This window comes from Pseudomonas sp. CGJS7 (assembly GCF_036961695.1).
This window is the reverse complement of record NZ_JBAMDI010000160.1, coordinates 1-20,951: the sequence shown is the minus strand read 5'-3', so window position 1 is coordinate 20,951 and position 20,951 is coordinate 1. Positions and strand designations below refer to the sequence as shown.

Annotated in this window: 15 protein-coding genes; 4 read left to right on the top strand and 11 right to left on the bottom strand. The window is 67.0% G+C overall.

Annotated elements, in window-relative coordinates; all coding sequences use genetic code 11:
- Positions 1-97 precede the first annotated feature (97 nt).
- The 6 genes from V7787_RS46925 to V7787_RS46900 all read right to left on the bottom strand — a co-directional run bounded on the left by V7787_RS46925 (position 98) and on the right by V7787_RS46900 (position 7,141).
- Positions 98-2,158, bottom strand: coding sequence for an alpha/beta hydrolase family protein (locus V7787_RS46925; protein ID WP_336094620.1), 2,061 nt, complete (start codon positions 2,156-2,158; stop codon positions 98-100).
- A 144-nt stretch (positions 2,159-2,302) separates the two neighbouring features.
- Positions 2,303-3,196 carry a dTDP-4-dehydrorhamnose reductase gene (rfbD, locus tag V7787_RS46920; RefSeq protein ID WP_336094619.1) on the bottom strand — a complete coding sequence of 298 codons (894 nt, stop codon included), beginning with the start codon at positions 3,194-3,196 and terminating at the stop codon, positions 2,303-2,305.
- Entirely contained in the window at positions 3,193-3,750 is a 558-nt protein-coding gene (gene rfbC, locus V7787_RS46915; protein WP_336094618.1) for a dTDP-4-dehydrorhamnose 3,5-epimerase, read from the bottom strand. Before rfbC ends, rfbD begins: the two co-directional genes overlap by 4 nt.
- 39 nt (positions 3,751-3,789) lie before the next feature.
- The gene (gene rfbA / locus V7787_RS46910) at positions 3,790-4,674 is read right to left on the bottom strand and encodes a glucose-1-phosphate thymidylyltransferase RfbA (protein ID WP_336094617.1); all 885 of its coding nucleotides are present in this window, start codon (positions 4,672-4,674) and stop codon (positions 3,790-3,792) included.
- A 34-nt stretch (positions 4,675-4,708) separates the two neighbouring features.
- Complete coding sequence (gene rfbB, locus V7787_RS46905; RefSeq protein WP_336094616.1) at positions 4,709-5,761, bottom strand: dTDP-glucose 4,6-dehydratase; 1,053 nt, start codon at positions 5,759-5,761, stop codon at positions 4,709-4,711.
- A gap of 258 nt (positions 5,762-6,019) precedes the next feature.
- The gene (locus V7787_RS46900; RefSeq protein WP_336094615.1) at positions 6,020-7,141 is read right to left on the bottom strand and encodes a TlpA family protein disulfide reductase; all 1,122 of its coding nucleotides are present in this window, start codon (positions 7,139-7,141) and stop codon (positions 6,020-6,022) included.
- Between the two features lie 504 nt (positions 7,142-7,645).
- Between V7787_RS46900 and V7787_RS46895 the strand changes: the two genes are divergently transcribed.
- The gene (locus V7787_RS46895) at positions 7,646-8,416 is read left to right on the top strand and encodes a thioesterase II family protein (protein ID WP_336094614.1); all 771 of its coding nucleotides are present in this window, start codon (positions 7,646-7,648) and stop codon (positions 8,414-8,416) included.
- 6 nt (positions 8,417-8,422) lie between these two features.
- Here V7787_RS46895 and V7787_RS46890 read toward each other — a convergent pair whose 3' ends face one another.
- On the bottom strand, positions 8,423-8,959 hold the full coding sequence (locus V7787_RS46890) for a DUF2867 domain-containing protein (protein ID WP_336094613.1): 537 nt from the start codon (positions 8,957-8,959) through the stop codon (positions 8,423-8,425).
- A gap of 166 nt (positions 8,960-9,125) precedes the next feature.
- Entirely contained in the window at positions 9,126-10,025 is a 900-nt protein-coding gene (locus V7787_RS46885; RefSeq protein ID WP_336094612.1) for a LysR family transcriptional regulator, read from the bottom strand.
- A gap of 129 nt (positions 10,026-10,154) precedes the next feature.
- On the opposite strand from V7787_RS46885, the gene V7787_RS46880 reads away from it, so the two are divergent.
- From V7787_RS46880 to V7787_RS46870, 3 genes are all read left to right on the top strand, one after another.
- Complete coding sequence (locus V7787_RS46880; protein ID WP_336094611.1) at positions 10,155-10,700, top strand: carboxymuconolactone decarboxylase family protein; 546 nt, start codon at positions 10,155-10,157, stop codon at positions 10,698-10,700.
- A gap of 91 nt (positions 10,701-10,791) precedes the next feature.
- Positions 10,792-12,363 carry a 2Fe-2S iron-sulfur cluster-binding protein gene (locus V7787_RS46875; RefSeq protein WP_336094610.1) on the top strand — a complete coding sequence of 524 codons (1,572 nt, stop codon included), beginning with the start codon at positions 10,792-10,794 and terminating at the stop codon, positions 12,361-12,363.
- Positions 12,364-12,415: 52 nt separating this feature from the next.
- Positions 12,416-13,393, top strand: coding sequence for an alpha/beta fold hydrolase (locus V7787_RS46870; RefSeq protein WP_336094621.1), 978 nt, complete (start codon positions 12,416-12,418; stop codon positions 13,391-13,393).
- 110 nt (positions 13,394-13,503) lie between these two features.
- On the opposite strand, the gene V7787_RS46865 is transcribed toward V7787_RS46870, so the two are convergent.
- From V7787_RS46865 to V7787_RS46855, 3 genes are all read right to left on the bottom strand, one after another.
- On the bottom strand, positions 13,504-14,418 hold the full coding sequence (locus V7787_RS46865; RefSeq protein ID WP_336094609.1) for a DUF6216 family protein: 915 nt from the start codon (positions 14,416-14,418) through the stop codon (positions 13,504-13,506).
- A gap of 176 nt (positions 14,419-14,594) precedes the next feature.
- Positions 14,595-17,612: a TonB-dependent receptor domain-containing protein gene (locus tag V7787_RS46860; RefSeq protein WP_336094608.1), complete on the bottom strand. Its 3,018-nt coding sequence runs from the start codon at positions 17,610-17,612 to the stop codon at positions 14,595-14,597.
- Between the two features lie 143 nt (positions 17,613-17,755).
- Positions 17,756-20,951: TIM-barrel domain-containing protein (locus tag V7787_RS46855; RefSeq protein WP_336094607.1), on the bottom strand; the 3,196-nt coding region annotated here is incomplete at its 5' end.

Genomic DNA, 20,951 nt, shown 5'->3' with positions numbered 1-20,951 from the left:
CCGCAACGACCGCGAACAGCGGCTGCGGATCGATCCGGGCTACCTGTAGGAGCGGCGCAAGCCGCGACCGCGCAACCGCAACAACCGCGAACCCCGCTTACTTCTTGGTCTTTTCCTTCGGCTTCGGCGCGGTCGCCACCTTGCCGCCCAACGAACGCGACAGGAACGCCAGCAACCGCGAATAGAACTCGCGCTTGTGCGCCTCTTCGTAGAAGCCGTGCCCTTCGGTCTTGTAGTACAGCGTCTCCACCGGCACGCCGGCTTCGCGCAGCGCCTTCTCCATGCGCTCGCTGTGGACCTGCGGCGCGCGTTCGTCCTCGCCGCCCGCGGCCAGGAACACCGGCACCTTGATCTGGCCGGCCAGGCGCGAGGGCGAGTTGCTCTCCAGAACCTGCGGCGCGCCGATCCATTCGCGCAAATAAGTTTCGCCCGAACCGCGCCGCTGGATGTCGCCGGTGGTGTGCAGGATCGGCAAGTCGTACACGCCGACATAACCGGCCGCGCACTTGTACAGCGTCGGCTCGCGCGCCGCGCCCATCAAGGCGGCGTAACCGCCGTAGCTGGCGCCGTAAATGCAGATGCGCGACGGGTCGGCGATGCCCTGCTCGATCGCCCAACGGGTCGCGTCGGTGACGTCGTCCTGCATCTTGCCGCCCCACTCGCGCCGACCGGCCTCGACGAACGCGTCGCCGTAACCGCCGGAGCCGCGGAAGTTCACTTGCAGCACCGCATAACCGGCCGCGGCCAGCACCTGGGCGGCGTCGTCGAAGCGCCAATGGTCCTCAACGCCGTAGGGACCGCCGTGCGGCATCACCACCATCGGCAGCGACTTGCCGGAGCTGTCCTTGGGCGTGGTCAGCAGCCCGTACAGACTCAGGCCGTCGCGCGAGCGCAACTCGATCTCGCGCATCGGCGCCATCGCCGCCGGATCGAACCAGGCGCGACGGGCCAGCGCGTGCGCGGCGTGCTTGTTCTGATTGTCGAACAAGAACACATCGCCCGGGCTGCGATCGCTCTCGACCTCCACCAACGCCAAACGGCCGTCGGCGGTCTGCGAAGTCACCCGCACCGCATCGCCCGGGAACGCGGCTTCCAGGCTCTTGTACTGGCGCGCCTCGGGCGAGTTCTTGTCGAAGAACACCGAGCGCGGCTTGCCGTTGCGGAAAAACACCCCAACCGGAATCTGGGTGCCGTTGCGATAAATGATCGTCGCCGGATCGGCGACCTTGTCGCGCAAGACTTCGCTGCGCCCTTGGGTGGCGATGTCGAAGGCGACGATGGAATCGGGCCCCTTGGCGTGGCTGGTGCGGAAGTACGCGGTCTTGTTGTCGGCGGAAAAGCCGATCGGCGAATCCATCTCCGCGTCGCGGTCTTCGGAATCGATCAACTGCCACTGGCCGTCGTTGCTCTCGCGATAGAACAGCTTGCGCACCCGGTCCTTGCCGTAACCTTCGGCGAAGCGCACCACCCCGGCGTTGTCGGTGGTGAAACTGGTGTTGCGCACCGGCGAAATCGCCACCAGATTGCGCTGCCCGGTGAAGGTGTCCAGGCGTTCGGCGCGCGAATACGCGTCGGCGGTGAACGGCTGCACCGAGATCAATACCGCGCGCTCATCGGCGGGCAGATCGTCGATCAGGAACGCGGCGACGTTCTCGACTTTCTTGGGCTGGATGCGCGTGCCCGCGCCGCGGCTCTGCACCCGATAGCCCACCAGCACATCCGCGCCGGTGCCGTCGGCGTTGATCGCGAACAACTCGCCGGTGAGCCGCGGCTGATCCAGCGAACCCAGCTTCTGCGCCATGCCGATCAGCACCCGGGTCGGGCTGACCCACCAGAAGTCCTCGACGTGGTTGTGCCGGCCGATCCGGAACACCGCGCTGGGCTTGAGGGTTTCGCGCTTGAAGATCACCAGCGCGGTTTCGTCTTCCATCGGCACCGAGGCGGCATAGAACTCGCCGGTGGGCGAGAGCTTGATGTCGTGGAAGGTGTCGTTGCGGGCGAAGCCGTCGATTTCCAGCGCCGCACCGGCTGGCGCGGACGCCGCCGTGGCGGTGGGAGCCGCGGCCGGCGCTGCGGCCGTGGTTGCGCTCTGCGCGGACGCGGTCGCCGTCGCGGCCAATGCGGCGCAGAGCGCCCACGCGCGGGTCCAATGCCTCATCGATGCCGTCCCCTGTGTCGAGCATGGCCGGCCCGGCGGTTGCGCGGTACCGGTTCGCGGGCATCCTCGCCCGCGACTGGCGGATCATAGACAGCGCCGCCGGGCCTACACAATCGACAGAATGTGACTTCGGCTTGGAGCCGTTCAGCGGCCCAGATCGAGGGTTTGGGCCAGAGCTTCACGCCAAGCGGGCACAGCCAACCCGTACTCGGACGCCAAGCGGCCGCTGTCGAGCACCGAGTACGCCGGCCGGCGCGCCGGTGTCGGGTATTCGGCGGTAGCGATCGGCACCACCCGCGGTTTGCGTTCGATCAGTCCGCGCGCAAACGCTTCATCGAAAATCGCTTCGGCGAAGCCGTGCCATGTAGTCTGCCCGGCCGCGACCAGATGGCGCACGCCCGATTCGGCGATGCCCTGCCGCAACACTTGCGCGGCCGCATCGGCCAACAACCAGGCCGGGGTCGGCGAGCCGTGCTGATCGGCGACCACGCGCAGCTCCTCGCGTTCGCCGCCCAGGCGCAGCATGGTGCGCAGGAAATTGCCGCCGCGGGTGGCGTACACCCAGGCGGTGCGCAGGATCAGATGCTCCGCGCCGCTGGCGGCGATGGCTTGTTCGCCGGTGAGTTTGCTGTGGCCGTAAACGCTCAACGGCCCGGTCGGATCGGTTTCCAGATACGGCCGGGTGCCGCTGCCGTCGAACACGTAGTCGGTCGAGTAATGCAGCAGCGCGGCGCCGTGGGCGGCGCAGAATTCGGCGATGCGTCCCGGCGCCGCGGCATTGACCGCGAACGCCGCGTCGCGCTCGGTTTCGGCGCGATCCACGGCCGTGTAGGCCGCGGCGTTGACCACCCAGCGCGGTTGCACCCGTTGCAGCAACGGCGCGATCGCGTCCAGGTCGGCCATATCCAGCGCTTGGCACACGCCGCCGTCGGCCAGTCGGCCGCTGCGCGTGGTCGCGACCACTTCGCCCAACCCGGCCAGACTGCGGCGCAGTTCGAAGCCGACCTGGCCGTCGCCGCCGAGCAGCAGAATCTTCATGCGCCGTAGACCGGCAAGCGGTCGGCGGCGACGTCCTTCAACAACGGCGCGGCCTGATCCTTGGCCGACAGCACCGGCTCGCTGATCGGCCAGTCGATGGCCAGGTCCGGATCGTCCCAGCGCACGCCGGCATCGGCTTGAGCGTCGTAGGTCTGGGTGCACAGATAACTGAAGATCGCCCGTTCGCTGAGCACCGCGAAGCCGTGGGCGAAACCTTCGGGAATCCAGAAGTGGCGCTTGTTCTCGGCGCTCAGCACCGCCGCGGTCCAACGGCCGAAATGCGGCGAGCCGCGGCGGATGTCGACCGCCACGTCCCACACTTCGCCTTCGATCACCGACACGAACTTGCCCTGCGGCTTGGGCCACTGGTAATGCAGCCCGCGCAGTACGCCGCGCGCCGATGAGGACACGTTGCCCTGGGCGATGTCCATGCGCAGTCCGGCCTCGGCCAGCTTGTCGCGATTGAACGATTCGTAGAAAAAGCCGCGCGAATCGCCGAACACCTGCGGCTCGACGATCAGGCAACCCGGCAGTTCGGTTTCGATGATCTTCATTGCTTACTCTTTATTGCCGGCTGTTTGAAAGCCGTGGATTCACGGCACCGGGCCGCGTTCGATCAGGCTGAGCAGGTACTGCCCGTAACCGTTCTTGGCCAGCGGCCGGGCCAACGCGGTCAGCTGCTCGGCGTCGATCCAGCCGTTGCCGAAGGCGATTTCCTCCGGGCAGCAGATGCGCAAGCCCTGTCGGGTCTCGATGGTCTCGATGAAGTTGGACGCCTCCAGCAGCGACTGGTGAGTGCCGGTATCGAGCCAGGCGTAACCGCGGCCCAGTTGTTCCAGATGCAACTGGTCTTGGTCCAGGTACATGCGGTTGAGATCGGTGATCTCCAACTCGCCGCGCGCGGAAGGCTTGAGCTGGGCGGCGAAATCGCTGGCGCGGCCGTCGTAGAAATACAGCCCGGTCACCGCATAGCGCGAACGCGGCTTGAGCGGTTTTTCTTCCAGGCCGATCACCCGGCCCGCGCTGTCGAATTCGGCCACGCCGTAGCGTTCCGGATCGCTGACCCAATAGCCGAACACCGTCGCGCCCTCGCTGCGCGCGTCGGCGCGCTTGAGGATCGCGGTCAGGCCGGGGCCGTGGAAGATGTTGTCGCCCAGCACCAGACAGCTGGGCTGGCCGTCGACGAAGTCGCGGCCGATCAGATACGCCTGTGCCAGGCCGTCGGGACTGGGCTGCTGCGCGTACTCGATGCGCATGCCCCACTGCGAACCGTCGCCGAGCAGGTTCTTGAACAAGGCCTGCTCGTGCGGGGTGTTGATGATCAGCACTTCGCGGATGCCCGCCAGCATCAGCACGCTGAGCGGGTAATAGATCATCGGCTTGTCGTACACCGGCAACAGCTGCTTGCTGATGCCCTGGGTGATCGGATACAGCCGGGTGCCGGATCCGCCGGCCAGGATGATGCCTTTGCGGTTCATGCGTGGATTCCTAGTGCGGATCGGAGAGTTCGAATCAGGCTTGGCCGATGCGTTCGAGACGATAGCTGCCGTCGAGCACGCGCTGCACCCAGGGCTGGTTGTCCAGATACCAGTCGACGGTGCGGGCGATGCCCTGATCGAAGCTCAGCGTCGGCGCCCAGTTCAATTCGTTCTTGAGCTTGGACGCATCGATGGCGTAGCGGCGGTCGTGACCGGGGCGATCGGCGACGAAGGCGATCAGCGACTCGCGCGCGCGGCCGTCGGCGAGCGGGCGGCGCTGGTCGAGCAAGGCGCAGATGGTCTTGACCACGGTCAGGTTGGGACGCTCGGCGTCGCCGCCGACGTTGTAGGTCTCGCCGATCCGGCCGGCTTCCAGCACCCGCGCGATCGCCGCGCAGTGATCGCCCACAAACAACCAGTCGCGCACGTTCATGCCGTCGCCGTACACCGGCAGGGCCTCGCCGGCCAGCGCCTTGGCGATCACCAGCGGAATGAGTTTTTCCGGGAACTGGAACGGCCCGTAGTTGTTCGAGCAGTTGGTGGTGAGGACCGGCAAGCCGTAGGTGTGGTGGAACGCGCGGACCAGATGGTCCGATGCGGCCTTGGACGCCGAATACGGCGAATTGGGCGCGTACGGCGTGGTCTCGGTGAATTTGCCGCTGTCGCCGAGCGAGCCGTAGACCTCATCGGTGGACACGTGCAGGAAACGGAAGCCGTCGCGCTTGGGCGCGTCCAGCGACTTCCAGTAATCGCGCACCTGTTCCAGCAGGCTCAGGGTGCCGACCACATTGGTCTGCACGAACGCGGCCGGGCCGTCGATGGAGCGGTCGACGTGGCTCTCGGCGGCGAAGTTGATCACCGCCTCGGGGCGATGCTCGCTCAGCAAACGTTTGAGCAGCGCCGCATCGCCGATGTCGCCGTGGACGAACACGTGGTTGGGATCGCCGTCGAGCGCGCTGAGGGTGTCCAGATTGCCGGCATAGGTCAGGACATCGAGATTGACGACCTTGATCCCCTTGCGCACCGCATCGAGGACGAAATTGCCGCCGATGAAACCGGCACCACCCGTCACAAGCCAAGTAGGCACTCAGAACACTCCTAATCTGGGATGGCCGGCGGGAACAAACCGCGGCTGGGGCGCTTGAAATCGCCCGTTCAGCCTGCGCCCGATCCGCCCGGCAGGGGCCCGGATTGTAAAGCCTATCGACCCGCGGCCGGCGTCGAGCCGGTCACGCCGATTAGGTGAGCGACAGCTTGCGCAAAGGCAATGCGGGCATTTGGGCTGACGGCCCAGGGAAACTGTGCGGTGCGCATCGGATCGACGACGTCGATCCCGATGCCGCGCTCAGCGCCCCGCCGATTGCGCGGCGACCGCCGGTTCGGCCGCGAGCCGATCCAGATTCAGCCCCGCCAGCTCATCGATCTGAATCCGCCGCGCCACCCGCCCCTGCGCATCGACCACGATCGCCAGCGGCACCCGCTCGATGCCGAAACGACGGAACGCGGCGCCGTCGCGGTCCAACGCCAGCGGCGCGGGGATGCGGTGTTTGTCGCGGTACTCGCGCAGATCCTGCGGCGAAGCCCACAGGCCCGAGGCGATGCCGACCCAACGCACCCGGCGGTCGCGCCCCTGCGCGACCAACCGCTCGCGCGCCAGACGACATTGGCGCGAGGATTCCGGCCGGGTCTCGGCGAAATAGCTCTCGCACCACGGCGACAGGAACACCAGCACGCTGGCGCGGCCGCGCGCCGGATCGCGCAAGGCCAGCGGCCGCGATTCCAGACTGCTCAAGGACAATTCCGGCACCGCCTGGCCGATCTGCAACGGCGGATCGGCGGCGACCGCGCCGGCCACGCTCGGCGCGGCGCCGCTGTCGAGCCCGGCCGGCGCCGCGCGGGCCTGCGCCAGCGCCTTTTCCAGGCGCGCATCGACTTCGTGCCCGACGTAGGCCACCCGCCCGTCCTTGCCGATCACCACATGCTGCGGCGTCACCCGCAAGCCGAACACTTCGGCCAGATGGCCGTCGTCGCGCACCACCGGCATGGTCAAGCCGAATTCGCGGCGGAAGGCGCGGATCTGCTCGACCGTATCGTCGAAACCGATATTGACCGCGACCACCTGCAAGTCCGCGCCGGCGCGGCGTTGGGCGCGTTCGAAATGCGGCATCTGCGCGCGGCACGGGCCGCACCAGGTCGCCCAGAATTTCAGATACACCGCCTTGCGCCCGCGCAGCACGCCCAGGTCCAGGCGCTCGCCGTCGACGGTGGTCAGAATCAGCGGCGGCACCGCGCGGCCGAGCACGCGCTCGCCGGCCTGGCGGGCGAAATCCTCGCCGGTGGTCTCGGCGCGGGCGGGCGTCACCGCCTGCCACATCAGGATCGCGATCAACACCAGCACCGTCACCGGCGGCAGCCAGCCCTGCCCGGAAGCGGCATCGCGCAAGGACAGCGGCGAAAATCGGGGCATGGCGAAGTCATCCTGGTGAAGAGGCTGGGTCCAGGCTATCGGGCGGCGGCGGCGCGCGGCGAGCCAGTTGCGGGAAATGTCGGGGAGCCAGTTGCCGGCCCGGACGCGCGACCGGTGCCCCCGCTGACGTTGAATCCCCATCGGCATTTCCCCGCTCGGCGCGGAGATTGCTTGCGCTCGTGCAACGCGCCGCGAATTTCGCCGGCAACACGCGCAAGTGACGGACAGGTGGCGTTTTGATCGTGACCGTTTGGACGTAAGCCGCGCGCGCAACCGCTTAAAATCGCGGTCAACGCCGATGCGCGCGCGGTATCGCGATCGGCGATGCGGGCCCTGCGCCAGCGCATGCCGCGCCGGCGTTTTCGCTCGCGGCCTGGATTGCGGCGCGGGTCGATGTTTTCGCCGCCATTCCGACCGCCGTCACCGATCCGCAATGAACCTGTTCCATCGTCCGATGTGCGGCGCAGCGATGCGCACCGGCAACCCCACTCTTCAGCGTCCGACATGAAACCATCGCCCTGGCTGATCCGATCCAGCAAATCCGACGACGCCGACACGCGTCTGTTCGCGTTCCCCTTTTCCGGCGGCAGCGCGACCTCCTACGCCTCCTGGCGCGGCTGGCTGAATCCGCGGATCGATCTGTTCTGCGTGCAACCGCCCGGACGCGGCGTGCGCATGGCCGAGCCGCCGATCCGCGACATCGAGCAGTTGTTGACCCAACTCGTACCGGATCTGCTGCCGCTGCTGGACCGCCCGTATCTGCTGTACGGCCACAGCAACGGCGCGCTGATGGCGTTCGCGGTGGCCAACCGTTTGCTGCAACTGGGCGCGCCGGCGCCGCGCGCGATCGCGCTGTCGGCCAAGTGCTCGCCGACCGTGAACAAGCCGCGCGAGCGGGTCAGCGAGCTGCCCGACGATCGCTTCATCGCCAAGCTCAGCAGCCTCAACGGCACGCCGCGCGAATTGCTCAACAATCCGGAAATCATGCAGTTGTTCTTCCCGGCGCTGCGCGCGGATTTCGCCGTAGGCGAAAACTTCCGCCTGCCGGCGGTGCATCCGCAGCTGGCGCGGATTCCGGCCCTGATCGTGGCCGGCGAACACGACGAAACCCTGGTCGCGGACGTGTTCGCCTGGGGCGAATTGTTCCAGGACTCGCGTCAGGTGGCGATGGCCGGCGGCCATTTCTTCATCAACACCAATCCGGCCTTCGTCCGTACCCTGCACGCCTTCCTGCAAGCGCACTGCCTGCCCGAAGCGGAGTTGGTGCCGGGCTGAGCGCGCTCAGCGCGCCGGCTGCGGCGGCCAGCCGATGCGCGCGGCGTTGGCCAGGCTCGCGCGCAGGATCCGCCGATGGAACGGCGCGACCACGGCCAGATAACCGCGCCCCAAGGCGTTGTGGCAGTGGACCACGGTCGAAACGATCAAGCGCCGCTTATCGCCCGCCGCGGCGGGCGGCTGGCACAGCACCGACAACCTGAAGTCCAGGTGTTTGTCGTCTTCGCCCAACAGCAGCTCCGCCGGGCGCCGTTCGTAGATCCGGAAGATGCCGACGCGCTCGCCGTCGTCCGCGCCCAGCTCGCGCAAACCGTGCGCGGTCTTCAGGCCCAGGCCCGCGACCAGGGTGTCGCGGATGCCCATCAGCACGCTCATCCAGGCCGGACTGCGCGCGAACACGAACCGGGCCAGGGCTTCGGGATCGCCGCAGGCATCGTCGGGCAGTTCGATCGAATAGGCGTCGCACAGATCGGTGCTCGGGTAGAAACCGACCACCCGCGAGCCCGCCGGCGGGGCGACGTCGGTGACCAATGGGCGCGGCATCGGCATGGCTCGGGTTCTCGCATGGGTTGGTTAGCGCGGATCGCGCGTCGGCGAGCCGTCGCTCGCGCTCAGTATCGCCGAAGCACGGCCACCGCGCGTCGGCGCGTTCGCTACTTCGCCGCGCCTGCGGCAACGGGTCGCGGCAGCCGGCCACGGGGCATCGCGATCAAGCCAACGCGGTGTGCCCGCGCAACGCGGCCACGGTCAGATCGACGAAAGTCCGCACTTTCGCCGAGGCGTAACGCCCCTCGCGGTGCAGCACATGCACCGGCACCGGCGCGGGTTCGTACTCGCTCATTACGATCCGCAGCCTGCCCGCGGCCAGATGCGGCGCGATCTGGTACGACAGCAGGCGGGCGATGCCGAAGCCGCTCGCCGCCGCTTCGATCGCCGCATCGTTGGAACTGGTGGCCAGACGCGGCGCGATCCGCTGGGTCTGGATCGTCCGGCCTTGGCCGAATTTCCATTCGATGGTCGGGCTGACGCCCAGCGCCGAGACGATGTCGTGGCCGGCCAACTCCGCCGGCGCGCGCGGTTCGCCGCGTTCGCGCAGGTAGTCCGGCGCCGCGCACAGCACCCGCCGCACCGTCGCCACCTGGATCGCCTGCAGGCTCGAATCGGGCAACGCGCCGATGCGCACGCCCACGTCCACGCCTTCTTCCAGCATGTTGACGATGCGGTCCAGAAACAGCGCCGACACCTGCGCGGCCGGATAGCGCCGCAGATAGTCCACCACCACCGGCAGCACGAACATGCGGCCGAACTGGACCGGCGCGGTCACCGCCAGATGCCCGCGCGGCGCGGCGTTGACGCCGGCCGCGGCTTCTTCGACTTCGTCCATTTCCTGCAGCAGCCGGCGCGCATCGTCGAGGTAACGGCGGCCGGCCTCGGTGGCGCGGACGAAACGGGTGGTGCGGTCGAGCAGTTTGATCGCCAGCCGTTCTTCCAGCGCCGCGACCGCGCGGGTCACCGCCGGCGCCGACAAGCCCAGCTTGCGCGCGGCGGCGGCGAAGCTTTCTTCCTCGGCCACGGCCACGAACACCGTCATCAGATGGAATCGGTCCACGGCGATTATTCCACTAAATGAAATATTGAATTTAATGTAGCACCGATTCCTGCGATCTCCGAAATGAAGGACAGTGACGCCGCGCCGAGACCCGGCGCCGCCCTCACCCATCCCCATCGGAGTTCCCCCATGAGCCGCATCGCCACCGTCCAACCCGAACACGCCGACGCCGAACAGCGCGAACTGCTGAGCGCGATCCAGGCCCAGCTCGGCAGCGTGCCGAACTTCCTCAAAGTCTTCGCCAACTCGCCGGCCGCGCTGCGCGCGTTCCTCGGCCTGTACGCCATCGCCGGCGAAGGCAGCCTGGACCCGCGCACCCGCGAGCGCATCGCCCTGGCGTTGGCGCAACAGAACTCGTGCGAGTACTGCCTGTCCGCGCACACCGCGTTGGCCGGCCAGGCCGGTCTGGACGCCGGCGAAATCCAGGCCAACCGCGACGGCACCAGCCACGACGCCAAGGCCGCGGTGGCGGTCAAGTTCGCCCGCTCGCTGGTCGAGCACCACGGCGAAGTGACCAGCGCGGAAATTCTGGAAGCGCGCAACGCCGGTTTCGGCGACGCCGAAATCGTCGAGATCATCACCCACGTCGGCATGAACCTGCTCACCAACATCCTGGGCAAGGCCAGCCGCGTCGAGATCGACTTCCCCAAGGTGTCGCTGGCCGCCGCGGCCTGATCGGCCGCCGCAACCGGCCGCCGCCACCCCGCATCATTCGATCGCCCACAGGCGCCGGGTTCCCGGCGCCGATTCCTCCCCGGAGCGTTCCATGCCTCGCGCCTTCGCCCGCATCGGCTTCACCCCCAGCGTCCAACAGGCGCAGCAACGCTATGGCAGCCGCGAGGCCAACCGTTCGTTCGAGCTCAGCGACGATGCTCGCGACGAAATCGGCGAACGCGAGGCCGAATTCATCGGCGAGCGCGATTCGTTCTATCAAGCCACCGTCGGCGAAGAAGGCTGGCCGTACGTGCAGCACCGCGGCGGCCCGGCCGGGTTCTTGCGCGTGCTCGACAGCAAGACCCTGGGCTACGCCGATTTCCGCGGCAACCGGCAGTACCTCAGCGTCGGCAACCTGGGCGCGAACGAGCGCATTTCCCTGATCCTGATGGACTACCCGAACCGGCGCAGGCTCAAGATTTGGGGCCGCGCGCGGATCGTCCACGAGGACGAAAATCCCGAATTGATCGCGCGCCTGGAAATGCCGGCCTACCGCGCGCGGGTCGAGCGCGGCGTGGTGATCGAGGTGGAAGCCTGCGACTGGAACTGCCCGCAACACATCACCCCGCGTTACACCGAGGCCGAGGTCGAGCAACTGATCGAGCCGCTGCGCGAACAGTTGCGCCAAGCCCAAGCGGTAGCCGCCGAACCCGAGCGCAAACCCGATGTGCTGGGCGAAGGCGCGCTGGAACTCACCATCGCCGCGGTCCGGCAGGCGACACCGCGGGTCCGCATCTACGAACTACGCGCCCCCAACGGCGGCGACCTGCCCGCGTTCGCCGCCGGCGCGCACTTGCGCGTGCCGGTGCCGACGGCGGACGGATACCAGTTGCGCCATTACTCGATCAGCTCCGATCCGGCCCGGCGCGATGTCTACGAAATCGCGGTGCTGCGCGAAGACACCGGCCGCGGCGGTTCCAAGGCGCTGCACGCGGCGTTCGAACTGGGACTGAAACTGCGCTGCGACCCGCCGCGCAACTATTTCCAGCTCGACCCCGGCACGCGGCCGGCGCTGTTGATCGCCGGCGGCATCGGCATCACCCCGATCAAGGCGATGGCGCACGCGCTGGCCGCGCGCGGCGTCGATTTCGAGCTGCATTACGCCGGCCGCGGCCTGCGCGAGATGCCGTTCGCCGACACCCTGCCCGAACGTTTCCCCGCGCTCAGCCTGTATCCCTCCGACCAGGGCCTGCGGCTGGATCTGCGCAGCACCCTCGCCGCCGCGCCCGCCGACGCGCTGATCTACGTCTGCGGGCCCGAGCGCATGGTCGAAGCCACCCTGGCCGCCGCGCACGAACTCGGCATCGTCGACCGCGTGCGCAGCGAACGCTTCAGCGCATCGGCCGGCGCCGACGCGCGCCCGATCGAAGTGCATCTGCGCCGTTCCAACCGGACCCTCGCGGTGACCCCGCAACAGACGGTGCTGGAAGCGGTGCGGATCGCCGGCATCGACGCGCCCTCGAACTGCGCCGCCGGCCACTGCGGCACCTGCGCGGTCAAGGTGCTGCAAGGCGTCGCCGAACACCGCGACACCGCGCTGACCGAGGCCGAGCGCGAGCGCTCGCGGCTGATGTGCATCTGCGTGTCGCGCGCGCAGAGCGACCGATTGGTACTCGATCTTTGAACCCGAGCGCGTTCGCGCGCCTCGGCACTTCCCCCCGCTACGGATTGTCACGATCATGCGCAACCTTCTCACCGCCGCCCTCGCCGCCTCGCTGATGCTGCCCGCCGCCCACGCCGCTACCGCACCCCATACCGACGCCGCGCCCGCCGATGCGCTGGCGATGCGCCACCAGGTCGTCCACGTCGACGGCGTGGATCTGTTCTATCGCGAGGCGGGCCGCAAGGACGCGCCGACGATCGTGCTGCTGCACGGCCTGCCGAGTTCCTCGCACATGTTCCGCCGGCTGATGCCGCTGCTGGCCGACCGTTACCGGGTGATCGCGCCGGACTACCCGGGCTTCGGCGCCAGCGCCGCGCCGTCGCCGGCCGACTACGAATACTCGTTCGACCGCCTCGCCGTCACCGTCGACAAGCTGCTGCAAACGCTGCAGGTAAAGTCCTACAGCCTGTACCTGTTCGACTACGGCGCGCCGGTCGGCTTCCGCCTCGCCGTCGCTCATCCCGAACGCGTGCAGGGCCTGATCGTGCAGAACGGCAATGCCTACGAAGAAGGCATGGGCAGCCTGTGGGACCCGCTGCGCGCGTACTGGCGCGAGCCGACGCCGCAGCGCTCGGAACTGATCGCGCAGAAGTTGCTGAGCCTGGAATCGACCCGCTGGCATTACCTGCACGGCGTGCGCGACCCGGCCGCGATCGCCCCGGAAAACTGGTTGCTCGACCAAGCCCTGCTCGACCGCCCGGGCCTGCGCGAGATCCAACTGAACCTGCTGCGCGACTACGGCAGCAACCCGGGCCATTACCCGGCCTGGCAGGCCTACTTCCGCAAGCACCAGCCGCCGACCTTGGTGGTGTGGGGCAAGAACGACCCGATCTTCCTGGTGCCCGGCGCGCAGGCCTACAAGCGCGACCTTCCCGATGCGCAGATCGAGTTCTTCGACACCGGCCATTTCGCGCTGGAAGAGGATCTGTTGCCTATCGCCGATACGATTCGCGGGTTCATGGATCGCGAGGTCATGTCGCGGCGCGATTGATTCGCAGGGCTGTGCCTGCGTAGCAACGAGCGCGGGTCGCGCGGACCGCTTGGGTTCATCCTCGCCCTCGCTGGTATGAATTACTTTGGCGTTCGGGCAGCCTCAAAGGCTCAACGCCGGCCCGATTGCAGGAGGAATTTACGTCGTTTGGCAATGCTGGAACGGCGCAGATTCCTCCATCCCTCGGCTCGATAAGAGATGCCGCCGTCGGGCTGACTCAGTCGCTCGGCCAGGTTCCGCGCATACACGATACGACGCAATTCGATTCCTGGGAGGACCAAGAAAACCATAAGCATGGCGAAAAGGCCCATAGCGTCTTTTTTCTGCTTACGCAGCATTGTATCGATCTGCAACTTGGCATCTTCCGCTGTCAGTACAGCGCAAAGGTCGAACGACTCCGGGCGTGTAAATCCAGCCTCTTCCAAGTACTTGTCGGCGATGATCTCCCGACAAACAGCGACATTTAGTGGCAAATCTTCACTGCCCGCGAAGAAAGACAGCGGATACCACCTCCTTGCCTCCTGATGCGACAAATAGAAACTGGACTGACTCTCTTTGAACTGAAAGTAGGCCTTGGAAGAAGAGGAAAAGAAAAGGAACACAGCCAGGGATATCAGGAACCAAGTCATCACGAACATGACCAACGATATCCGAACGCGCGACCCAGGAATCGCCTCCACCCGCACACGAAGATTCTTCTGGTCAAAATAACCGGCACACCATGCAGCATCGCGTAGATCTATCCGACGCTGGCGCGCCCAAGCGATGAGTCTATCGGCCTCATCCAATGAGCGAATACGCAACCCAGTCAATACTTGGAAGTAGCTCAGGTTATGCAGCTCTTTCCCATAGCTTCTTATTTCGCCGTCAACCAATTCGAAGTTGCCGGACATCAGACTCCAACAACGCATCACCAATGCGTGTATAGACCGCGTCCGCCACAGCACGACCAGGAACGCCAAGATCGCCGCCAGTGTCGCCGGCGCGAGAAGTGAACTGATGAATGTCTGAATTGCGTCATCCATGCGCTAACCGATCCAGAGGAGTTGAGGCGGACAAACCGCGGATATGACTCCCCTGCGATCGTACAAAATTTTCAAGGCGCGCGGCTGCGCGCCCGTTTCTGGAACGGGCACTCTTACTCCGTACTTTTCCGCCCCCGAAAACAACCGCGCCGGCATTAGCCGGCGCGGTCAGGTGATCAGAACTTGTAGCCCACCGTGAAGCTGTAGCTGCGACCGAAAATCGTGGCGTAGTCGGCCGAATCGCCGAGGAAGCTGTTGGGGTCGTAGAACGGCTGACGGTCGAACAGGTTCTTGACGGTGACGCCGAGATTGAGCTTGTCGGTCGGACGCCAGGTCAGGCTGAGGTTGGCGGTCCACCACGACGGCGCGCCGTCGCACTGCGGTTCGGGCACGGCCAGATAATCGCCGGTGCAGGTCTGCTCGTTGTTGTCTTGCTCGTCGATCCGCTCGCGCGCCCACTTGGTGCCGCCGACGTAGTTGACGAAGGCGCTGGTGGTGAACTTACGGTAGTTCCAGTCGGCGTTGACCGTCGCGCGCACCCGCGGGTTGTTGTAGTAGCCGACGATGTCGCCGTAGTACCAGCCGGTTTCCTCGTCCTGATAGGTCGTGTTGCGGTGCGCGATGGTGGCGGCCAGGCCGATGTTGAGGCTGCCCCATTCGCCCAGCGAGAAGCGGCTGCGTGCGTCGATGTCGAAGCCGTCCACCAGGGTCCGTCCGCGGTTCTTGTACTGGCCGACCACGCTGGCGACGTTGCCGATGCTGTAACCGGGCAAGGTGCTCGGGCAGTTCACGCCGCTGGCCGGATCGGCGCACATCGCGGCCAACACCGCCAGGGCCGAGCGGTCGGAATCGGTGATCGGCGAGCGCACCTTCGTCACGATGTCCCCCTCTTTCCTGAAGTCCGGCGCGGCGATCTCGTTGCGACGGTAAACGAACCAGTAGTCGGCCGACACCGACAGCCAGTCCAGCGGCTCGAACACGAAGCCCAAGGTCGCGATCTTGGCCTTCTCCGGCTTCAATTCCTTGTTGGGCTGGGTCATGCGCGCGACGGTGCGGGCGCAGTCGGTATTGAGCAGTGAGTTGCCCAGATCGACATCGCCGCTGCGGCGCGACTGGCGCAGCAGGTTGGCGATGGCGTTGGTTTCGTCGCAGCGGACTTCGTCGCGGAAGTTGCCGAGTTGGGCGAACACGCCGCCGCTGCCGGACTCGGCCAGACTGGGCGCGCGGAAACCTTCCGAGTAGGTGCCGCGCAACAGCAGTTGCGGCGTCATCTGGTACTTCAGGCCGATCTTCGGCGCGACATTGGCGCTGAAATTCGGATACTTGTCCACGCGCAGCGCGGCGTCGAGTTCCAGCTTCTCGGTCAGCGGCGCCACGGCTTCGGAGAACAGCGCGTAGGTGTTGCGCTTGCCGTCGAACCACGAACCGCCCTGCTGGGTGATCAGGCCGTTGGCTGCGTCCTGGTTGCCGGGCGTATAGAAGGTCTCGCGGCTGATGTTGAAGCCGAACGCCGCGCGCACTTCACCGGCCGGCAATTCAAACAGCGGGCCTTCGATCTTGCCGTCCAGGGTGTGCAGGCGGGTCCAGGATTCGATGTCGAAGGTCGGATAGGCGGCGCGCAACAACGCCGCATTGGCTTCGCTGATTTCGCCGAACTTGTACGCCGGATGGTCGGCGATGATCACCCGACCCGTGCCCGGATCGACGGTGAACGGGCCGAAGGCTTTGCGGAAGCCGTCCAGATTGACGTTGATGGTCTGGTAGGTGACCGAATGGGTGCCGGCGGTGGCGAAGGCGGTTTCCCAGTTCCAATCGCCGATGCTGCCGCGCAGTCCCGCCAACGCGCGGTAGCTCTTGTCGGTGTTGCGCTGGCCGAAGTAGTTGTCGCCCACGTCCTGCAGCAAGTAGTTCAGACCCACCACGCCGCCCATCATCGCCTTCAGTTCGGGGCTGGCGCGGTTGTATTCGTTGTTCGGGCCCAGGAACGGATACAGGAATTGATTGGCGGTGTTGCCGGTATTGCGCGAGAACCAGCTGGTCGGGTTGCCGGTGGTGCTGCCGAAAGTGCGCGGCGTGCCGCCATTGGCGCGCAGGTCGATGTCGGTATAGGTCAGTTCGGTGAACGCTTCGGTGTTCTCGCCGATCAGGAAATTCGCGTTGACGTAACCGGTCATGCGCTCGGTCTGGGCGCCGGCGTCGATCTCGTTGTTCATCCAGGTCTGCCAGATGCAGCGCGGGCCGGCGGCTTCGCCGGTCAGCACGTTCTTGCAGCCCGGCGCCGGTTCCTGCACGCGCGCGCCGGTGGCCGGATTGATCGCGAAGTAGCTTCCGGGGTTGAACTCGCCCGGCTTGCTGCCGGTGCCCAGGCGCAGGTTCTTCAGATAATTGGGGTTGTTGATGTAGTACTGGTTGGGGCGCTTGTCGTAGAAATCGCTCAGCGGGATCGCATCGCGGCGATAGAAGTTGAACGAGCCGTAGACGTTGAAACGATCCTCGTTGAGGTCGCCGAAGCCGGCGGTGATGCTGGCCTGGTGCTCGCCGTAGGAATCGATGCGCGAGGAGGTGTCGGTGGTGACGCTGACTTCCGCGCCCTGGTAGTTGCGCTTGGTGATGACATTGATCACGCCGGCCATCGCATCGGTGCCGTACACCGCCGAGGCGCCGTCGGTCAGCACTTCCATGCGTTCGATCGCCGCGGCGGGGATCGCGTCGATGTTGACGAATTGGGTCTGGAAACCGGCCGGCGCGCCGTAGTACGACAGCCGGCGGCCGTTCAACAGCACCAGTGTGGCCTGCGCGCCCAGGCCGCGCAGATTGGCCTGCGAGGCGCCGTCGGAACCGGTGAACAGCGAGCGCGAATCCTGCTGCGCCGGCCGCGCGGCCGGCAGGTTGTCGAGCACTTGCAGCAAGGTGCGCGCGCCCATGTTCTCGATGTCTTGCTTGCTGATCACCTGCACCGGCGAGGCGGTTTCCACGTCCAGACGGCGGATGTTGGAACCGGTGACCTGGATGCGTTCCAGTTCGGTGGCCTTGCCTTTGCCGTCGGCGTTCGCGCTGTCCTGGCCATCCTGTGCGGCAGCGAGCGAAGCGTGGCCCAGCAGCGCTACGGCCAAGGCCAGCGACAACGGGGTGGCGGAAATGCGGGAACTACAGTGGGCGCGTTGACGGCGCGTGCGGCGGCTTGCGGACAACATCGGAACTCTCCTGGCAGGACTGCGGCGCGGATGGCGGACGAAGGGCAACAGCGATCCCGGGCCGCGGCCGGATGGCCGCAGTCGGTGGCTTGGGGGGAGGAGCGGTGTCGCGTTTCGGTTTAGGGGTCAGCGGTGGAGCGAAGTCATGGCGCGAGGATGCTGGCGGTATCGCCCTCCTGGCCGATCAACGCGGCGTTGGCCCAGTTCGCGCAAACCTGAGCGGGTTGGCTGCCCTGCGCGCCGAGCGTGCGCAGGCTCAAGGAAGACAGACCGCGGATGTCCAGCTCCGGCTTGACCACGCCGGGCGCCTTGACCAAGCCGCTGTCGTACAGCAATCGGCCGTCGCCCCAGACCTGGAACTGCAGGCCGCCGGCGGCGCGGCAGGCGTCGTCGATGCCGAGGTCGGCGCGCAGCAGGCGCCACTGGCCCTGCAGACGCAGATCGATGCGGCTGGCCGCGGCGACGCCGAGGCCGCGACGGAACAGCAAGCCGTTCATGCGCAGCGGCTGCTCGCCGCCGAACACGCGGTCGGCACGCGCCTGGGTGGCCAGCGCGGCCGGCAACGGCAGCTCGGAGAGATAGCGTTGCTGTGCCGGCCGCTCCGGCGCTTGATGTTCGAGGATGTGGAAGCTCGACAGCGCGATCGGGCCGACATCGCGCGGTTGCAACGCGTCCACCGCGCGCGCCGCGCCACCCTGCGCCGCGGTGACCATCGGATCGCTCGCGGAGGCGCCGTCGCCTTCGGGGTTCTGCACGCTGAGCACACGGAAGCGCAGCAAGCGGCCGGCGCGCGCCGGGAACTCGATCCGCTGCAGGTCCTGCTTGAGCTGCAAGCGGCCGCGCGCGATCGGCTCGCCCCACTCGCCGTTGCTGTCGCCCAGGTACACCTCGTAATCGCGCACTTGCCCGTGCTTCCAGTGCTGATCGTTGCGCGGCGCCAGTTCGATGCCGTCGATCAACTTGCGTTCGCCGAAACCGAGGGTCCATTCGTGCGCGCCGGTGCGCACGGCTTGATTGCGCACGCTGCGGAACCAGGTCTTGGGATCTTCGTCGAAGGCGTTTTCCAGCGCGTGGCCGGGTTCTTCGGCCGGGCGGTTGACCACCAGCAGGCTGTCGGCCGGCAAGGCGCGGCCCAGCGCCGGCGCGGCCGGATAGGCGTCGTCGGCGGCAGCCGCGGTAACGGCGATGTCCAGGCTCAGCTTCAGCGGCTTGCGGATGTCGACCGCGGCGGTGCGCACGTGCACGCTGCCCTTGCGATCGCTCGGGTCGAAGTACCAACCTTCCGCCGCGGATTTCAGCGCGGCCGCATCGGCCAGCTTCGGCAGCGCGCGGCCGTCCAGCGAAACCACGGCCGGCGCTTGCCGGCTGAGCACGCGCAAGCCGTAGCGGCGCTGCGGCAATTGCCCTTGGTACTGGCCTTGCACCGCGTCGATAGACACGGTCACCGGCCCGCTGCCCTGCGCCGGCGCGCTCATGCGCACTTGCTGAGTGCTCGATTCGCCTTGCTCGTAGCGACGGGTGTTGCCGTCGTCTTCGTACATGGCGTACTGCGACTCGCCCTGCGGGTACAGGTCGAAGGTGATTTCGTCCAGCGGCTTCTCGCCGTCGTACAGCATCGCCGGATGCATCGGCACGATCGCGCCGGCGCGCACGAACAACGGCAGCGTGGCCAGATCGACCTGACGGTCCAAGTCGCGCCCGGCCGCGCCGGCCTGCACGCTGCGGCCGTCCCAATAATCGATCCAGCGACCCGCCGGCAGATGGATGCCGCGACGCCAACCGCGGCTGGCGGCCTGGCTGCGGTACACCGGCGCGACCAACAGATCGCGGCCGAGCAGGAACTGGTACTTGTAGGCCTCATCGCGCGCATGCGGGTCTTGCGGGTAATCCCACATCAACCCGCGCACCGGCGGCGCGCCGGTCTGCGCGGCCTCGTGGGTCAGGCCGTACATGTACGGCGTCAGCCGCATCTTCAACTTCAGGTAATCGCGATTGATGCTGCGATAAGGCTCGTCGAACCACCACGGATGCTTGCGCGCGTTCGACGACCAGCCCGACATGCCCATCAACACCGGCGTGAACGCTTTCCACTGCAGGTCGCGGGTGTAGGTCTCGGCGCTGCCGCCGAAGATCGCGTCGACGTCGCCGGTGGCATAGGCCATGCCCGACAGGCCCGAGCCGATCAAGGTCGGTACGTGCCAGCGGATGTAATCCCAGCTCGCGCTCTGATCGCCGGTCCAGGCCACCGCGTAACGCTGGATGCCGGCCCAACCCATCACCGTCCACAGGAACGGGCGCGAATCGGAGTTGTTGAGGATGCCGTTGAACGCCGATTGATTGGCGTCCATCGCGAATTGATAGCCCTTGCCGGTCCAGGCCACGTCGAGCTTCTGCACCCGGCTGCCGGCGGTGCCGACTTCCCAGGCGATCTTGTCGACGCCGTTCTCGGTCCAAAGGCCGGTGCGGAAACCGTACTTGGCCAGGCCCTTCACCGTTTCGGGCAGCTGCTTGTAGCCGCAGCCGTAACCGTCGTTGGGCAGGATCCAGCCGCCGGGCATGTCGTGTTCGCGGTATTGGCGCGCCACGCTCTCCACCACATCGGGCGTGGTGCCGGTCGGGCCGTCGCGCCAGCCTTCGGGCACGGTGCCGGGTTTCTTGGCGTTGTCGCCGTCGTTGTAGCAATCGGCGTCGCCGTAGGACAACGCCCAGCGCGCCAGCAGACCGGGGCGGCCGGTCAGGCGGGTGTAGCGCTCCAGCAGGCGCGGCAGTTCGCCGACGAAGTAATACGCATCGAAGCGGTCTTCGCGATGCAGCAGCGTGGCCTGATCGGGCTGGCGCAAATCGTAATTGCCGTCGCTCCAGGTGTTGCGCAACATGCCCCAGCCGCGCGAGCTGAGCAGCATCGGCGCGGGGCTGGGACGGTCGCCCTCTTCCCAGCCGCCGGAGTACGACACGTCCAGTTCGCGGCCCTTGAACTGATAGCGGCCGTTCTGCTGGCCGCCGCCGTAGAAGGCTTCGTCGGCTTGCGAGGACAGCACCTGCACGCTTTGCGCGGCGTCCAGATCCAGCGGCTGCTGTTCCTGCCACAACGGCGCACGGCGCTCGCCGTCGATCCGTTCCAGGCTCAGCTTCAACGGCTGACGCTGCACATGCAGCACCAAGGCGCCGGTGCGCACCCGCACTTCGGCCGCGTCTTCTTCCAACGTGGCGGCGACCTTCGCCGACGGCTGCGGCAGCACGATCGGCGCGGCCTTGTCGCCCGCGCCGGTCAACTTGCCGCGGCGTCCGGCCTGCACCCGCACGATGTCGTCGGCCAGCACCTCCACCCGCAGCAGGCTG